This window comes from Agrobacterium genomosp. 2 str. CFBP 5494 (assembly GCF_900013495.1).
Lineage (GTDB): Bacteria > Pseudomonadota > Alphaproteobacteria > Rhizobiales > Rhizobiaceae > Agrobacterium > Agrobacterium pusense.
In genome coordinates, this window is sequence record NZ_LT009719.1 from 1056554 (window position 1) to 1071919 (window position 15366).

General features: G+C 58.5%; 13 protein-coding genes (1 of these 13 running past the window's edge). 5 read left to right on the forward strand and 8 right to left on the reverse strand.

Going from position 1 to position 15366, the window contains the following annotated elements:
• Window positions 1-163 precede the first annotated feature (163 nt).
• Entirely contained in the window at window positions 164-1177 is a 1014-nt protein-coding gene (gene repB / locus AGR2A_RS19720; RefSeq protein WP_072494971.1) for a plasmid partitioning protein RepB, read from the reverse strand.
• Window positions 1174-2388, reverse strand: a complete 1215-nt coding sequence (gene repA / locus AGR2A_RS19725; RefSeq protein ID WP_022563274.1) for a plasmid partitioning protein RepA — start codon at window positions 2386-2388, stop codon at window positions 1174-1176. Before repA ends, repB begins: the two co-directional genes overlap by 4 nt.
• Window positions 2389-2811: 423 nt before the next feature.
• On the opposite strand from repA, the gene AGR2A_RS19730 reads away from it, so the two are divergent.
• The 4 genes from AGR2A_RS19730 (at window position 2812) to AGR2A_RS19745 (ending at window position 7586) form a co-directional block, all read left to right on the forward strand.
• A complete protein-coding gene (locus tag AGR2A_RS19730; RefSeq protein ID WP_072494970.1) occupies window positions 2812-4197 on the forward strand; it encodes an FAD/NAD(P)-binding protein in 1386 nt (461 codons plus the stop codon).
• Between the two features lie 323 nt (window positions 4198-4520).
• Window positions 4521-4916, forward strand: a complete 396-nt coding sequence (locus tag AGR2A_RS19735; RefSeq protein ID WP_072494969.1) for a RidA family protein — start codon at window positions 4521-4523, stop codon at window positions 4914-4916.
• A 32-nt stretch (window positions 4917-4948) separates the two neighbouring features.
• The gene (locus AGR2A_RS19740) at window positions 4949-6037 is read left to right on the forward strand and encodes a D-TA family PLP-dependent enzyme (RefSeq protein ID WP_072495058.1); all 1089 of its coding nucleotides are present in this window, start codon (window positions 4949-4951) and stop codon (window positions 6035-6037) included.
• A 70-nt stretch (window positions 6038-6107) separates the two neighbouring features.
• Window positions 6108-7586 carry a M81 family metallopeptidase gene (locus AGR2A_RS19745; protein WP_072494968.1) on the forward strand — a complete coding sequence of 493 codons (1479 nt, stop codon included), beginning with the start codon at window positions 6108-6110 and terminating at the stop codon, window positions 7584-7586.
• A 10-nt stretch (window positions 7587-7596) separates the two neighbouring features.
• On the opposite strand, the gene AGR2A_RS19750 is transcribed toward AGR2A_RS19745, so the two are convergent.
• From AGR2A_RS19750 to hutI, 6 genes are all read right to left on the reverse strand, one after another.
• Entirely contained in the window at window positions 7597-8169 is a 573-nt protein-coding gene (locus AGR2A_RS19750) for a HutD/Ves family protein (protein WP_072495057.1), read from the reverse strand.
• Between the two features lie 37 nt (window positions 8170-8206).
• On the reverse strand, window positions 8207-9217 hold the full coding sequence (locus AGR2A_RS19755) for an alpha/beta fold hydrolase (protein ID WP_072494967.1): 1011 nt from the start codon (window positions 9215-9217) through the stop codon (window positions 8207-8209).
• 193 nt (window positions 9218-9410) lie between these two features.
• Window positions 9411-11084 (reverse strand): urocanate hydratase, encoded by a 1674-nt coding sequence (gene hutU / locus AGR2A_RS19760; RefSeq protein WP_072494966.1) that lies wholly within the window; start codon window positions 11082-11084, stop codon window positions 9411-9413.
• An 11-nt stretch (window positions 11085-11095) separates the two neighbouring features.
• A complete protein-coding gene (gene hutG, locus AGR2A_RS19765; RefSeq protein ID WP_072494965.1) occupies window positions 11096-11899 on the reverse strand; it encodes an N-formylglutamate deformylase in 804 nt (267 codons plus the stop codon).
• 72 nt (window positions 11900-11971) lie between these two features.
• A complete protein-coding gene (gene hutH, locus AGR2A_RS19770; protein ID WP_072494964.1) occupies window positions 11972-13516 on the reverse strand; it encodes a histidine ammonia-lyase in 1545 nt (514 codons plus the stop codon).
• Complete coding sequence (gene hutI / locus AGR2A_RS19775) at window positions 13513-14739, reverse strand: imidazolonepropionase (RefSeq protein WP_376750325.1); 1227 nt, start codon at window positions 14737-14739, stop codon at window positions 13513-13515. Before hutI ends, hutH begins: the two co-directional genes overlap by 4 nt.
• Window positions 14740-14887: 148 nt before the next feature.
• On the opposite strand from hutI, the gene AGR2A_RS19780 reads away from it, so the two are divergent.
• A protein-coding gene (locus tag AGR2A_RS19780; RefSeq protein ID WP_072494962.1) for a formimidoylglutamate deiminase crosses the window boundary here: on the forward strand, window positions 14888-15366 show its start. 868 nt of this gene lie beyond the right edge of the window; only the first 479 of its 1347 coding nucleotides appear in the window; the start codon lies at window positions 14888-14890; the stop codon falls past the right edge of the window.

A 15366-nucleotide genomic window follows, 5' to 3' on the forward strand; every position in this document is an offset into this window, starting at 1 on the left:
AAAGAAAATCGCTCACCGAAAAATTCGATGCCAAGACTCTTGACTATGATTCGCGGAAATGAGATTCTTCGGGTGCTTAAATCAAAGAAAGGCTTCCGCGCGGCAACGTTCGGGGGCTTTTTTCTTTTGTGATGCGTCTCCTGTTAGTCGTTCGGGTTAGAAATCACTGCTTGGACCGGTACTCGGCAAACAGCGTCTGAAGATGTTCCAGAACGAATTCGGCAAATTCCGGTGCTTCGTTCTTGTCGATCGATATATCCAGCTTCCGGTCGCTCTCGACCACTTTCGCCAGGCGACGGCCCGTATCCGAAGACCATACGCCGGTTTTCTTGACCTGTGTCTTTGGCTTCAAAAAGTCCAGAAGCGCCTTGAAGCGTTCTTCGGAAGGAAGCGAGGCAACCGCAGGTTCGCTGACATATGCGCGGGCCGCCTCCTTGACCTGTGAGGAGGAAAGCTGGTCGGCTAGATCCATCCAGTTGCGGCGGCCGACAGTGGGTGCGGGGCCTATGAGATCGACCAGATCCTCTGGAATGCGTCCAACGACCGAAAGCATATTGGACAGATCGCCCTTGTGAAGCGACATTGCCGCCATGATCGTGTCTCGAGGGAACCGCATCTGCAGTTTCTGCGCAAACCGTGCTTTCTCGATATAGGTCAGGTCGCGACGTTCGTTATTTTCCTGGCCCTGGGCCACCACCAGCTGTTCATCGCTGAGATCCCGCACAACGGCCTTGACCGGAATGCCAAGACTTGAAACGGCGCGAAGGCGGCGATGACCGAAGGCGACCTGATAACGGCCCGGGAAATCGGGATGCGGGCGCACGAGAATCGGCACCTGCTGCCCCTGCTCACGAATTGCCTCCACCAGACCGGCATCGGCCTCTTCGGAAGCGGGCATACGATCCGGTATGAAGGAGGGATCGATATCCGCGGGGTCGAGAGAGACAATCGTCAGTCCTTCGGCGAGCTGCTTTTCAATGGCTTCAGCCCGTTTGGCGCGCTCCGAGACTTCATTCAGCGATTGACCGATCATACCAACGGGGGAGTTCAGAACATCCGTCACCAGCTCGGGGGAGCCGAGGATAGGCCTGATACGGGGTCGTGAACGCTCCGGCGTGGTATCGTTGTTGTCGCTACCCGGTGTGCCAAGATTTGCGAAGATTTGTTTTCTGCTCATGCTGCCCTACCCCACGCTTTTTTAATCAGTCCTTCGATTTCAGCGTTCACATTGTTCATGGCTTCCAGCGCGCGATCATAGGTCGACCGGGTGAATTGCGTCCTCTCCACTTCGAAAAGCGTCTGGTTGGTCAATCCAGCGTCCGAGACCGCCGTGCTTTTCAGCATCGGATGATTGAGGACGTTTTCACCAAAGATCGATCGCAGGAAAGCGACCATCTGGTTCTGCGGCCCGTCGCTCGGTTCGAAACGGGTGATCAGGTAACGCATCCAGTTATAATCCGACCGAGCACCGGCCCGGCCAATTTCCGCCAGAAGGTCGCCGGTCATGGCGAGGAACTGGTTCATCGACATCACGTCAAGCATCTGCGGATGGACGGTGACGAGCACCGATGTCGCCGCTGTCAGAGCCGAAAGCGTCAGATAACCGAGTTGCGGTGGGCAATCGATGACGACAACGTCGTAGAAATTTTGCGCTTGGGCGATCGCCTGGCCGATACGGGCGAAGAACAGCGTGTCACCCGGTGCACGGCGCATCAGCGCACGCGGAGTATCGTGTTCGAACTCCATAAGTTCCAGATTGCCAGGAACAATGTGGAGATCGGGAATATAGGTGCCACGGACAATCTCGGCGATGGGGCGGCGTTCATCGTCATAACGGATCGCGCCATAAAGCGTCTCGTTCGGCCCGACATCAATCTCGGGCTGGTGACCAAAAAGCGCGGAAAGGCTGGCCTGGGGGTCGAGATCGATGGCAAGAACCCGATAGCCACGTAGTGCCAGATATTGCGCCAGATGGGCAGAGGTGGTTGTCTTTCCCGAACCGCCCTTGAAATTCATGACGGCGATGACCTGTAACTCTTCGCCCTCCCGGCGGTGGGGCAGGTAGCGGCGTGTGCCACGCGCACCCTGGTCCAAAAAACCCCTGATATCGCGCATGTCTTCTACGGAATAGGAGCGACGCCCGGATACCTGCGCGGCATCAAGCTCAGGCAACTCGGAAGCGATCTGGCGCAGATAGGCTTCGCCAATGCCGATGAGCTTTGCGGTCTCCGCCGGAGAGAAATGCCGCATGCTCTTTTCGGTATGGGGGGAAAATGTATTTGCGTTATGCGCCTGCAACTGGGCTGACAACGCAGCCGAATGCTGTTGTATAAGACTCGTCAGGTCAGGTGCTCCTGCGGCACGTCTTAAATCGGCACTCTGTGTCATCGGTCTTCTTTCGCTCGAAATTGCAGTAGCGGTTTTTTTCGAAAAAGGCGGTTTTTTCCGCAACTGAGATATAAGCGCCGATTCTCTTTTTGGCGCAATAGGCTTTTTTCTCATGTACAGAGACGCCGCTAAAGCATTGTGGAAGAATCACTTTTCCCTTCTTGGCGTTTTCTGGTTTGCCGCGGCTAACTTGGCCTCGTTTTTCCCCTCGCTCCCTCGCTCCCTCGCTCCCTCGGCTTGAGTTATGACAGCAGGTGGGCCGGAAGTTTGCCGCGGCTAACTTTCGCTATCTCGCTAGGGCGGGGCAGTTGGGAAATTCAAGGGTAGACATTCGCAGCTGGTTAATCTCTACTGCATGACTAGAGTATGGGACGCCTCGCGCCGGTTGCCGGGCAATTCCATTGTCGTTGGTTGGAGGATTGAATGTCCTATGACGTCGCTCTAGTCGGTTCGGGTTTCTCGGCCATTTGTACAGCAGCCCATCTCCTGTCATCACTGCCAGCGGAGGCGTCGATTGCCATCGTTGGTGACGAGTCGGATTTTGGCCGCGGAACCGCCTATCGCACGGAACTACCCTATCATCGGCTGAATGTGCCCGCGGGGCGTATGAGCGTCTTCCCGGACCGCCCAGACGATTTTGTCGAATGGTTGGCGCAGAACGGGCTGGGAAACGATCCCCTTCTATTCGCGTCGAGGGGCGATTATGGGCTCTATTTGCGGGACCGGCTCGCCAGTCTTCTCAGAAGCCGGGAACAGCGGGCGCGTGTGGATTTTATTCGGGCGAAGGCATCCGCTTGCCGGCCCGAATCACAAGGCGGCTTTACCTTCACCCTGGAAAACGGCGAGACATTGCAGGCACGCAATGTCGTTCTGTGTCTCGGCGTTGGTGCTGCAAGTTTGCCGGTGCAAACTGTCGCAAAACGTGAAGAGGGCGTGCAGCGCGTGGTGAGCCACTGCTGGCAGCCGGGATGGTTGTCCCGGGTGAAGAACGGGGATCGTATCTGTATCCTTGGTTCCGGCCTCACGATGATCGATCAGGTGTTGACGCTGCGCGGAAAAGGTCACCGGGGCCCGATCCATGTCCTGTCCCGCCGCGGGCTCATTCCGCATCCGCATGTTAGTCCGCCTGTGCCGCCGAGCGCTCCGCGTCTGCCTGAAAGTTCTACTGAGATAAGCGAGCTATTACGATCTCTCCGTCAACAGGTGACCAACGGGGCGCCATGGCGCTCGGTTATGGACGGTTTACGGCCAAAAACACAATCGCTATGGCAGAGCCTCAGCTCACAGCAACGCGCAAGGTTTTTGCGGCATGCGCTGCCTTGGTGGAATATCCATAGACATCGCATCGCGCCTGAGGTGCATGACGCCTTTGACAGGCTGTTGTCAGACGGCGTTCTCACTATCCACGCGGGTTATCTCCAGGCGATCGATGAACAGGAGGAGAGCATCTCCATTCGTTATCGCGTTCGGCATACACAGATGATTAAGGAACTGCAGGTCGATCGGGTCATCAATTGCACCGGCATGGAACGCGCGGGTATCGGCCACTCTCGCCTTCTGGAAAGCATGCGATCTGACGGGGTGCTTCGGCTCGATTCCTTTGGCCTTGGTGTCGAGGTCGACGGCGATTCCCGGCTGCTGCGCACGGATGGCCAGGCATGGCCAAGTCTCTTCGCCGTCGGCGCGCTGACGGCAGGCCGGTTTTGGGAAATTACCGCCGTTCCGGATATTCGACTCCAGGCTCGTGATATAGCGCATTTCATCACTGACAGAGTGATCGGTAAACGCCTCCTATCCGCACAAGGCTGATACCTGTTGCGGACCCAACAATGGGGCCGAACTCTCCGGCCTCCTCATTTATACTGCGTAGTTTGCCGCGGCAAACTCGTCGGTTGAGTCACGGTCACCGCGTGGATGACGCTCTTTGGCCTGGATGCAATAGGTCATATTCGACGCGTGGCGAAAAATCGCCGGCCGTTAAGTAAGTATCCGCAACATTCAAAAAATGTCGCGAAAAGCGAACGAATCTCATCATTTGCTAAATAATTTACATGGGTTATGGAGTATCGTCGTTAAACCGGCTATAAATGCAAGAAAAATTGAACATCATGAAAATAATTTGCGAGGCTTGAATGGTGAAAAATAAGTTGGTGCGGTTCGAGGTCGCAGATAGCCAGGCCGGTGGGCAGCGTCGGCCCTTCGCCAAGGCCGTCCGGGCCGGTGATTTCGTCTATGTGTCCGGACAGGTGCCCACCATTGATGGCGAAGTGGTGACTGGCGGTATCGTCGCCCAGACCGAGCAGGTGGTGGCCAATCTCAAGGATGTCCTGGCGCTGGCTGATTGTACGCTTGCCGATGTGGTGAAGGTGAATGTCTGGCTGGATGACGCCAGGGATTTCTCCAGTTTTAACGCCGTGTTCCAGAAACATTTCATCGATCATCCGCCTGCACGCTCAACCGTGCAATCCCCGCTGATGGTTGACGGCAAGGTGGAAATGGACGTTATCGCTTATAAGCCTTTGGCTTAAGTATCTGATTTATTTCGCTTAGAGAGCATATGATGACCTATCCATGGCCTGACGAGGGCGCAAAGCTTGATGCCATTTCGACGCCAATGCCGGTGATCGACGAAGACCGGCTTGCCGCCAATATAAAGAAGGCGCAGGCCTATCTCGACAGTCATGGCAAGGCCTTCCGGCCGCATATCAAGACACACAAGATACCGGCCATCGCCCGACAGCAGCTTCAGGCCGGCGCCATAGGCATCAATTGCCAGAAAGTTAGCGAAGCGGAGGTTTTCGCAGACGCCGGTTTTGACGATATCCTGATTACCTACAATATTCTTGGTGCCGCGAAACTGTCGCGGTTGAAAGCGCTGAATTCCCGTATAGCTCAGCTGAGCGTCGTTGCTGATAGCGACGTGACGGTTGCCGGCCTCGCTGCCACATTTGATGAGGGGCGGCCGCTCGCCGTGCTCGTTGAATGTGATACCGGCGGAAAGCGTTGCGGTGTGCAGACACCGGCGGCGGCAGCGGCACTTGCTGAGAAAATCGTCGCCGCGACGGGACTTATATTCAAGGGTATCTTGACCTATCCGGCACCGGGCGGAGCTGAAAAGGTGGAAAGCTTCCTGCGCGACACCATGGTGCTGCTTGCGGCAAAAGGCGTGGACTGCCCGGTTCGTTCCAGCGGCGGCTCGCCGGACTTCTATGCAGCGCATCTCGTTCCCTCTGCAACCGAACACCGGGCAGGCACCTATGTCTATAATGACCGGGCGATGTTGCGTGCCGGCCATTGCACGGCCGATGATCTGGCAATGCATGTTCTCGCTACCGTTGTCTCGCGGCCTGCAGCGGACCGCGCCGTGCTTGATTGCGGCTCCAAGGCTTTGACCTCCGATCTCCTCGGCTTCAACGATTATGGGCTGATCGAAGGCCATGAAGGCGCAAAAATCATCTCACTCTCTGAAGAACACGCGGTTGTAGATCTTTCCGGCTGCGCGTCCGGCGGTCCCCGGATCGGCGATGTCGTCAGGGTCGTACCGAACCATACATGCGTCGTCAGCAACCTTTTCGACAGGATGGTGTTCCATCGAAACGGCGTTGTTACCCGCGTCGAAGAGGTCGCTGCACGCGGCACGGTCTGGTAATGTTACCCGGCTAATTAACTTGAGGAAACGAGCTCAGCCCGCAGGCAGCTCCGGCAACGAGACCCCATAAATGCGCATATTCACGGCGTCGCTCGCCACCGAAACCAACACGTTTTCGCCTGTTCCCACGGATATGGATGCCTTTCGTGCGGCTTTCTATGCCGGGCCGGGTGAACATCCGGACACGCCGACGCTATGCTCCTCGCCGGTCCCTATTCTCCGGCGCCGCGGCAAGGCGGAAGGGTTCACGGTCATCGAGGGCACGTCCTGCTGGGCGGAGCCTGCCGGCCTCATCCAGCGCCAGACGTATGAAACACTGCGAGACACCATTCTTTCGGAGCTCCGGGCAGCCCTGCCGGTCGATGCTGTGGTTCTTGGCCTGCATGGCGCCATGGTGGCGCAGGGCTATGACGATCCTGAAGGGGATTTCCTGTCGCGGATGCGGGCAATGGTGGGCCCGAACGTCTTAATTGCGGCGGAGTTCGATCCCCATAGCCATCTCACGGCATTAAGGGTTGAAAGCCTGGATATCATGGCGACGTTCCTGGAATTTCCCCATACCGATTTTGAGGAACGCGGCGAACATGTCGTCGAAATGGCGTTGCGTACTCTGCGCGGCGAAATCAGGCCCGTCATCTCGACTTTCGATTGCCGGATGATCACCATTTATCCGACCAGCCGTGAGCCGATGCGTTCTTATGTGGACCGGCTGAAGGCGATGGAGGGCAAAGACGGTATTCTCTCCATCTCCGTTATTCATGGATTCATGGCAGGTGATGTACCGGACATGGGCACACGCATCGTCGTTATTACGGATGACGACAGGACCAAAGGGGACTCGCTGGCCGAGAAGCTGGGCCGTGAACTTTATGCCATGCGCAGGCTGACCGCCATGCCGATGCTGGATACGGAAGCTGGTCTCGACCAGGCCGTTGCCATTCGCAGCGCAAATTCGCAAAGGCCGGTGGTGGTTTCGGATATATGGGACAATCCCGGCGGCGGTGTTGCGGGTGATGCGACCCACATTCTGCGCCGCATGGTAGAGCGCGGCATGGACAGGATCGGCGTTGCGACGATCTGGGATCCCATCGCAGTGTCTTTTTGCCATGCAGCGGGGGAGGGCGCAGAGCTCGATCTTCGCATCGGTGGAAAATCCAGTCCGCAGGGCGGCGATCCGCTGGATTTCCGAGTAAAGGTCATGCGCACCGTCGAGACCGGCTGGCAGAGTTTCCGTAATAGTCGCGTCACGCTCGGCCGCGCCGCCGTTGTCCGGCCGCTCGGCACCGAAATCGACATCATTCTCATCACCAGTCGAACGCAAACTTATGAGCCGGATATCTTTTCCAATCTCGGAATCGATTTCGCGAAAAAAGACGTGTTGCTCGTCAAGTCGACCAACCATTTTCACGCGGGTTTTGCGCCGATCGCTTCAGAGATCGTCTATATCGCGGCCCCGACCTCCTATCCCACCGACCCGGCAAAAACACCTTACCGCAAGGCAAGCCTTGGCCTATGGCCACGGGTTGCCGACCCGCTCGGTCTCGATTGAGGGAAGCAGCTTAGACCTGATCAAACGTCACGACGAAGAAACGACCAGCCTCTTCCATGCCCTCCACCGCAAATCCGGCGCCGCGCTCCAGCAAGAGGCTGTCGCGTCGCTGCAAATGCACCGTTTGGCCGGCTGATGAGACGCTGACGGGATCAACGGCAAAAATTATTGTCGCCGTTGACCCCGTCGACTGGACAGTGAGTGTGGTGCAGTGTCTTTCGACGCGATGCGAATATTGCTCGCGACGGGACATGACATTGAGATCGACGATGGGACCATCTGCCAAAACGGCGTCCACCGGAACATCCGCGGCGAAGGGCAGGGGATCGCTTGCCATCGTCAACGCCACCGGCTCGCGTGCGTCGATGCTGAGGCTCATGCCTTTCCCTTCGAGGATGCAAAGGGTGCGGTCGATTCCGGGAAATATGGAAAAAGGCCCGTCTTGCGCAACGTTGGCCATGCTGATGCGCCAGTCGAAATCCGCCATCGAGGCTTTTGCGGGATGAACGATGATCTCCGTCGTTACACCGCCGCCGTTTTTCCAGGGCATTGATGTATAGGCGGTGTTTTCTAGGTGTCTCATCTGCTGCATTCCCTGGTCGTTTGTCTGGACGATGGCACTATTTATCGCGGTCGCCAGCGATACGTTGTTCAAGCTTTTTTTGCGCGGCGCGTAGATCAACACTTTTTCCGGCAAGTTTTTCGATTGCCGCGACCACAAGATCACGCGCAACGTAGTCCGACTTGTGCCCGAGATTCCTCACAACGATCAAGCTCGACCCGTCAATAGCGCGTGCGAGCTGGCGGGAATGAATATCCGGTGAAACAACATTGTCGGTGTCGCCGGTTATAATGACGGTCGGCGCCTTGATTTTGGAGTAGTTCGGTGAGGCGCTCCGCGCCCATGTGTTCAGCGCGGCGACTTCCTGCGCGTTATGGCGAAAAGCCTGCGGTCTCAACGCCCCCCATGCGCGCGTTGCCTCCACATAGCCAGGAGGACGATGATTGGGGGCGAAAACCCCGCGCGTCGCCCGGTCGAGCGCAAGGAAACCCACGGGCGGTGCGACGAAGATCGAAAAAAGCGGGCCTGTCACCCGGGCGCTTGCCGCCGTGTAATACCAGGCGATGCCTCCAGGCCAAGGGTAAACTGCCGGAGAAAGAAACACCAGGCCCGACACCATCTCCGGGTGGCGAAGCGCGAATGCCGCGGTAATGGCTCCGCCAAAGGAGTGGCCGACGATGATGGCCTTGCGGATGCCGCGCTTTTTCATCAGTTGAGCCACGGCGTCGGCCTGTCCGTCGGGCAGGATATTATCTTTGCCGCCGATGTCGGAACTGCCATGGCCCGGCCTGTCGACGAACAGAAGTTTTGCGCGACCGCGGAATTTGTCCGCAAAGGACAACAGCGGGTCGTAGAGACTTGCGCTCGCGCCATGCAGGAAGACGATCGGTGGCAGCTCTGCCTGCTTTTGCGGTTCCAGCAACAGGCTGTTGAGCTTATATCCGCCAACATCGATTCTTACCGGCACAGGCTCTTGGGCCTGGGAGGATGCAGGAACGGTCAAAGAAAAAGCCGGAAAAATTGCACCAACCAAAAAGCTGAAGGCAAGTGAAATACGCCGTGGTGCCATGCTGTCTTCCGCACTCCATTAAAGCTTGCCGCGCCGTTATAGACGCTAAAAATGATCGGCTATGACCGACCAACAGCTAACAACGAGAAAATCGAACCGGAAGTTTCAGTCAAAGGAGCGTTGGGTAATGCCCTGAGGCTTTGCCGACGCAAGGTCGGAATGCCGCGCGGCGATGGACCGCGCGGCACGCTCATCAATTGCCGAGAATACCGGGCAGACGCAGCCCCTGCTCCTTGGCGCATTCCACGGCAATCTCGTAACCTGCATCGGCATGGCGCATGACGCCGGTTGCCGGGTCGTTCCACAGAACACGCTCGATCCGACGCGCGGCGTCGTCGGTGCCATCGCAGCAGATGACCATGCCGGAATGCTGGGAAAAGCCCATGCCAACACCGCCGCCGTGATGCAGCGATACCCAGGTTGCACCGGATGCAGTGTTAAGCAGTGCGTTAAGCAGCGGCCAATCCGATACGGCATCGGAACCGTCCTTCATGGATTCGGTCTCGCGGTTGGGCGAGGCGACGGAGCCAGAATCGAGATGGTCGCGGCCGATCACGATGGGCGCCTTCAGCTCACCGTTCCTGACCATTTCATTGAAGGCAAGCCCGAGACGATGGCGGTCGCCGAGCCCCACCCAGCAAATGCGGGCAGGCAGGCCCTGAAACGCGATGCGTTCGCGCGCCATATCCAGCCAGTTGTGCAGGTGTTTGTTGTCGGGCAGTAGTTCCTTCACCTTGGCGTCGGTCTTGTAGATGTCCTCCGGGTCACCGGAAAGTGCCGCCCAGCGGAACGGCCCGATGCCTCGGCAAAACAGCGGGCGAATATAGGCTGGCACGAAGCCGGGGAAAGCGAAGGCGTTTTCCAGCCCTTCGTCCTTTGCGACCTGGCGGATATTATTGCCGTAATCGAGCGTCGGAACGCCGGCGTTCCAGAAATCGACCATGGCCTGGACGTGAACTTTCATGGAGGCGCGAGCGGCAGCGGCAACGGCCTGTGGATCACTCTCCTGTTTGGCGCGCCATTCGGCCACGCTCCAGCCGGCAGGCAGATAACCATGGATCGGATCGTGCGCCGAGGTCTGGTCGGTCACGATATCGGGCCGGATGCCGCGACGGAAAAGTTCCGGGAATATCTCCGCCGCGTTGCCGATCAGGCCGACGGACTTGGCCTCGCCGGCCTTGGTCCATTGATCGATCAGCGCCAGCGCCTCATCGAGTGTATGCGCCTTCGCATCAACATAACGGGTGCGCAGACGGAAATCGACGCGGGTTTCATCGCATTCGACGGCAAGGCAGCAGGCGCCGGCCATGACGGCGGCGAGCGGCTGCGCGCCGCCCATACCACCGAGACCGCCGGTCAGGATCCATTTGCCCCTGAGATTGCCGCCATAATGCTGGCGGCCAGCCTCCACGAAGGTTTCGTACGTTCCCTGCACGATGCCCTGAGTGCCGATGTAAATCCAGGAACCCGCCGTCATCTGGCCGTACATGGCCAGGCCCTTCTTATCCAGCTCGTTGAAATGATCCCAGTTGGCCCAATGCGGCACCAGATTCGAATTGGCGATCAGCACGCGCGGCGCATCCTTGTGGGTGCGGAAGACGCCGACCGGCTTGCCGGACTGCACGATCAGGGTCTCGTCCTCGTTCAAATCCTTCAGCGTCGCGACGATGCGGTCGAAATCGTCCCATGTGCGGGCGGCGCGGCCGATGCCGCCATAAACCACCAGCTCATGCGGTCGCTCGGCAACATCAGGGTCGAGATTGTTCATCAGCATGCGCAGCGGCGCTTCCGTCATCCAGCTTTTGGCATTGAGCTCGGTGCCCTGCGGTGCGCGAACGTCGCGAATATTATGGCGCGGATTGTTCATAAGATTTCCCCTTATCGTTTCGTGTCGAGCGCAAATTCTTCCATGCGCGTGAGAATCGTCTTGAGATGCTGGCGAAGGCGTTCGGCTTTGCCCGCGTCATAAGCAAAAGGCGGCACCTCGCTTTGCAGATGCGTGGATTGTGCCAGCTCCATCTGGATTGCGTGCACACCTTTCTGCGGCCTGCCATAATGGCGCGTCGTCCAGCCACCCTTGAAGCGGCCGTTCAGAACGCTGTCGTAACCTTGCGCGGCGGCGGTGGCCTCAACGGCGATGTGTTCGATGGCGGGATCACAGGTTCTGCCCATATCCGTGCCGATGTTGAAATCCGGCAGCTTGCCTTCAAAGAGGAAGGGGATGTACGAACGGATCGAATGGCAATCATAGAGAATGGCGATCCCATGGATGCCCTTGATCCGCTCGATCTCGGCGGCAAGAGCTGCATGATAGGGCGCGTGGAAGTTTTCCAGACGGTCCGCAATGTCATCCGGCGTGGGTTCCTGCCCTTCATTCCAGATAGGCTTGCCGTCGAAATCGGTGTCCGGAACCAGCCCGGTCGTGTTCTGGCCCGGATAAAGGCTCACCCCGGCCGGGTCGCGGTTGGCGTCGATGACATAACGATGGAACGTCGCCCTCACGGTTGTCGCGTTTTCCAGAAGCCCGGCATAAAGCTCATGGATGTGCCAATCCGTATCGGCCAGAATTTTGCCGTTGTCGTTGAGGCGGCTCCAAATCTCCGCCGGAACATCCGTGCCGGTGTGAGGCAGACCGAGGATGATCGGCGAAGTGCCTTGGTGAAGGGCAAAGGGAGGCTTCATCGATTGCCTCTCTTCTCCGTGGGTTTAGCCCCTGCAAGAACAGAGTTGGCGAAGGTTAAAACGTGCCTCATCTCAAGCCTCCAGCTTGGGCAGGATGCCGTCCGAAATCGTGGCGACCAACGCACCGGAGGCGATCAACTCCGCCGCCGTCTTGAGATCCGGCGCCATATAACGGTCTTCCTCCAGCGAAGGTATCGCGGCCCGTAGCACGGCAATGGCCTTTTGCAGTTCCGGGCTGGTTTTCAGTGGCCCGCGCAGTTCTACGCCCTGAACGGCTGAAAGCGCCTCGATCCCGAGGATGGCAAATAGATTGTCGGTCATCGACAAAAGTCGCCGCGCTCCGTGGCAGGCCATGGAGACATGGTCTTCCTGGTTGGCCGAGGTTGGCGTCGAATCCACCGAGGCCGGATGTGCCATCTGCTTGTTCTCGCTCATCAGCGCTGCGGACGTGACTTCGGCGATCATGAGCCCGGAATTCAGCCCCGGCTTCCTGGAAAGGAAAGCGGGCAGGCCATAAGAAAGCGCCGGATCGACCAGTAGCGCGACACGGCGTTGGGCGATGGCCCCGATCTCGCAAATCGCGAGCGCGGTCTGGTCGGCGGCGAAGGCCACCGGTTCGGCATGGAAATTGCCGCCGGACACGACGGAATTGTCAGAAAGCACCAGCGGATTGTCGGTCACCGCATTGGCTTCGATTTCCAGTGTGCGGGCCACCTGCCGCAGGAGGTCAAGGCAGGCGCCATCCACCTGCGGCTGGCAGCGGATGCAATAGGGATCCTGCACCCGCTCATCGCCTTCAATGTGGCTGATGCGGATTTCGGAGCCGTCGAGCAGGCTGCGAAGCGCAGATCCCGCGTCGATCTGCCCCTTGTGGCCCCGCAGGCTGTGAATATCCGGGTGAAATGGAGCGGAAGACCCCATGGCGGCGTCCGTGGAAAGTGCGCCGGTAATCAGCGCAGCCTGCGCGGCGCGATGGGCGCGAAAAAGCCCGGCAAGCGCCAGTGCGGTGGAGGTTTGCGTGCCATTGATCAGGGCAAGCCCTTCCTTGGCGGCGAGAACCACCGGCGTCAGCCCGGCTTTCATCAGCGCCTGGCCGGCGGGCAGCAGAGCGCCCTGATAAAAAGCCTCACCCTCGCCCATCATCACCGCCGCCATATGGGCAAGCGGCGCGAGATCGCCGGAAGCGCCCACGGAACCCTTTTCGGGAATGACGGGAATAACGCCCTGTTCCAGCATGGCCTCGATCAGCCGCACCAGTTCCAGCCGCACGCCGGAAGCGCCGCGGCCAAGCGAAATCAGCTTCAGCGCCATGATCAGCCGAACCACATTTTCAGGAAGCGGCGCGCCTACACCGCAGCAATGCGACAGGATGAGATTGCGCTGCAGCGTTGCCACGTCGGCTGCATCGATCTTGATGGAGGCAAGTTTTCCGAAACCGGTATTGATGCCATAGACGGGGGCATTACCCGCGGCAATCTCGGCAATGCGGGCAGCCGCCTTTTCGATGCCGGCGTCGAACGAGCGGTCCAGCTTCGCGGAGCCGTTGTTCCAGTAGATGCCGGCCAGGTCGGCCAGGGCCACGTTGCCGGGGTGAAGCGTAATGGTCGTCATGGTCATGGAGAAACCTTCTGTCCCTTGAATATGCGGGCATGGAGCGGGTTGAAACCGATGCGATAGACAAGCTCGGCCGGGCGTTCGATATCCCAGATTGCAAGATCAGCGGATTTCCCGGCCTCCAGCGTGCCGGTTTCCGCAAGCAGGCCAAGCGCCTTGGCGGCATTGCGCGTTGTCGCTGCCAGGCATTCCTCCACGGTCATGCGGAAAAGCGTTGCACCCATGTTCATGGTCAAAAGCAGGGAAGTGAGCGGTGAGGTGCCTGGATTGCAGTCGGTGGCGAGGGCGATTGTCGCGCCTGCATCGCGCAATGCCTGCATCGGCGGAGCCTGTTTTTCACGAAGCGCATAAAAGGCGCCGGGCAAGAGTACGGCCACGGTTCCCGCCTTGGCCAGTGCCTTGGCGCCTGATTTATCCAGATATTCCAGATGATCGGCGGAAAGCCCGCCGCAGGAGGCGGCAAGCGCTGCGCCGCCCAGGTTGGAAAGCTGCTCGGCATGCAGCTTGACGGGCAGACCAAGCTGCCGCGCCTTTTCAAAAACGCGTGCTATTTCTTCGACGGAGAATGCGATGCCCTCGCAGAAGCCGTCCACCGCATCGACCAGCCCTTCCGCCTGTGCCTTTTCCAGCCCGGGCAAAACGACATCGGTGATATAGTCACCGTTCCTACCCTTATATTCAGCGGGTGTCGCATGGGCGGCCAGATAGCTGGTGACGATCCGCACCGGCCGCAGCGTCTCCAGCCTGCGGGCAACACGCAGCATTTTCAATTCGGTATCTATATCGAGGCCGTAACCGGATTTGATTTCGATCGTCGAGACGCCCTCGGAAAGAAGCGTATCGAGACGGGGCAGCGCTTGCGCTATCAAGACATCCTCCGAAACCGCGCGTGTGTCACGCACGGAGGACACGATGCCGCCACCCGCCTTGGCGATCTCTTCATAAGTCGCGCCATTCAACCGCATTTCGAATTCCATGGCGCGGTTGCCGCCAAAGACCAGATGGGTGTGGCAATCTATCAGAGCGGGAGTGATCCAGCGCCCGTCGCAATCGGTGATTTCCTCCGCGGCGGCGAGATAAGCGGGCAGATCGCTCTCCGAGCCAGCAAATGCGATGCGACCGCTGCTGACGGCGATCACGCCATTTTCGATTGCGCCGATGCCTTCCCTCAATGGATCGAAGGTGGCCAGCCGGGCATTACGCCACAAGGCCGTTGCGTTTCCCATCGCCGCTCCCTTTGCAGATTTGTTCCCGGGCATTGCTTTTCGCCTTTCCTTTATGGCGTAAATGTATATACATAATAATCGGCTTGGCAAGCCGCATTTTCTGTCCGAAATGGCCTTGCCCGATGTCGTAACAAGAGGAGAGGGTGGTATGACGGCAATTCACGCAGGTGCGGCACTTCTCAGCGGCGGGTGGGCGCAGGATGTCCGTATCGTCTGTAATGGCGGGGTTGTTTCATCGGTCGAAAGCGGTGTTTCTCCCGAGCGGCAGGATGAACGCCATGCCGTCATCGTTTCGGCCATGCCCAATCTTCACAGCCACGCCTTCCAGAGGGCCATGGCTGGACTTGCCGAAATCCGCGGGCCTGCCGACGACAGTTTCTGGAGCTGGCGCACGGTCATGTATAAATTCGCCCTCTCCATGACGCCTGACCATGTCGAGGCCGTTGCTGCACAGCTTTATATGGAAATGCTGGAGGCCGGTTTCGGCAGGGTCGGAGAATTCCATTACCTGCACAATGACAGGGACGGTTCACATTACGGAAATATCGCCGAAATGGCGGAGCGTATAGGCGCTGCCGCTGCCCAAACGGGTATAGGCCTTACATTGCTGCCGGTCTTTTACGCGCA

Excerpts from the sequence above, each read along its gene's own strand:
- hutH (WP_072494964.1), bottom strand. The coding sequence starts at position 13,516 with ATGACCATGACGACCATTACGCTTCACCCCGGCAACGTGGCCCTGGCC.
- AGR2A_RS19755 (WP_072494967.1), bottom strand. The coding sequence starts at position 9,217 with ATGGCACCACGGCGTATTTCACTTGCCTTCAGCTTTTTGGTTGGTGCA.
- AGR2A_RS19735 (WP_072494969.1), top strand. The coding sequence starts at position 4,521 with ATGGTGAAAAATAAGTTGGTGCGGTTCGAGGTCGCAGATAGCCAGGCC.
- hutI (WP_376750325.1), bottom strand. The coding sequence starts at position 14,739 with ATGGGAAACGCAACGGCCTTGTGGCGTAATGCCCGGCTGGCCACCTTC.
- hutG (WP_072494965.1), bottom strand. The coding sequence starts at position 11,899 with ATGAAGCCTCCCTTTGCCCTTCACCAAGGCACTTCGCCGATCATCCTC.
- AGR2A_RS19745 (WP_072494968.1), top strand. The coding sequence starts at position 6,108 with ATGCGCATATTCACGGCGTCGCTCGCCACCGAAACCAACACGTTTTCG.
- repA (WP_022563274.1), bottom strand. The coding sequence starts at position 2,388 with ATGACACAGAGTGCCGATTTAAGACGTGCCGCAGGAGCACCTGACCTG.
- AGR2A_RS19730 (WP_072494970.1), top strand. The coding sequence starts at position 2,812 with ATGTCCTATGACGTCGCTCTAGTCGGTTCGGGTTTCTCGGCCATTTGT.
- repB (WP_072494971.1), bottom strand. The coding sequence starts at position 1,177 with ATGAGCAGAAAACAAATCTTCGCAAATCTTGGCACACCGGGTAGCGAC.
- AGR2A_RS19740 (WP_072495058.1), top strand. The coding sequence starts at position 4,949 with ATGACCTATCCATGGCCTGACGAGGGCGCAAAGCTTGATGCCATTTCG.
- hutU (WP_072494966.1), bottom strand. The coding sequence starts at position 11,084 with ATGAACAATCCGCGCCATAATATTCGCGACGTTCGCGCACCGCAGGGC.
- AGR2A_RS19750 (WP_072495057.1), bottom strand. The coding sequence starts at position 8,169 with ATGAGACACCTAGAAAACACCGCCTATACATCAATGCCCTGGAAAAAC.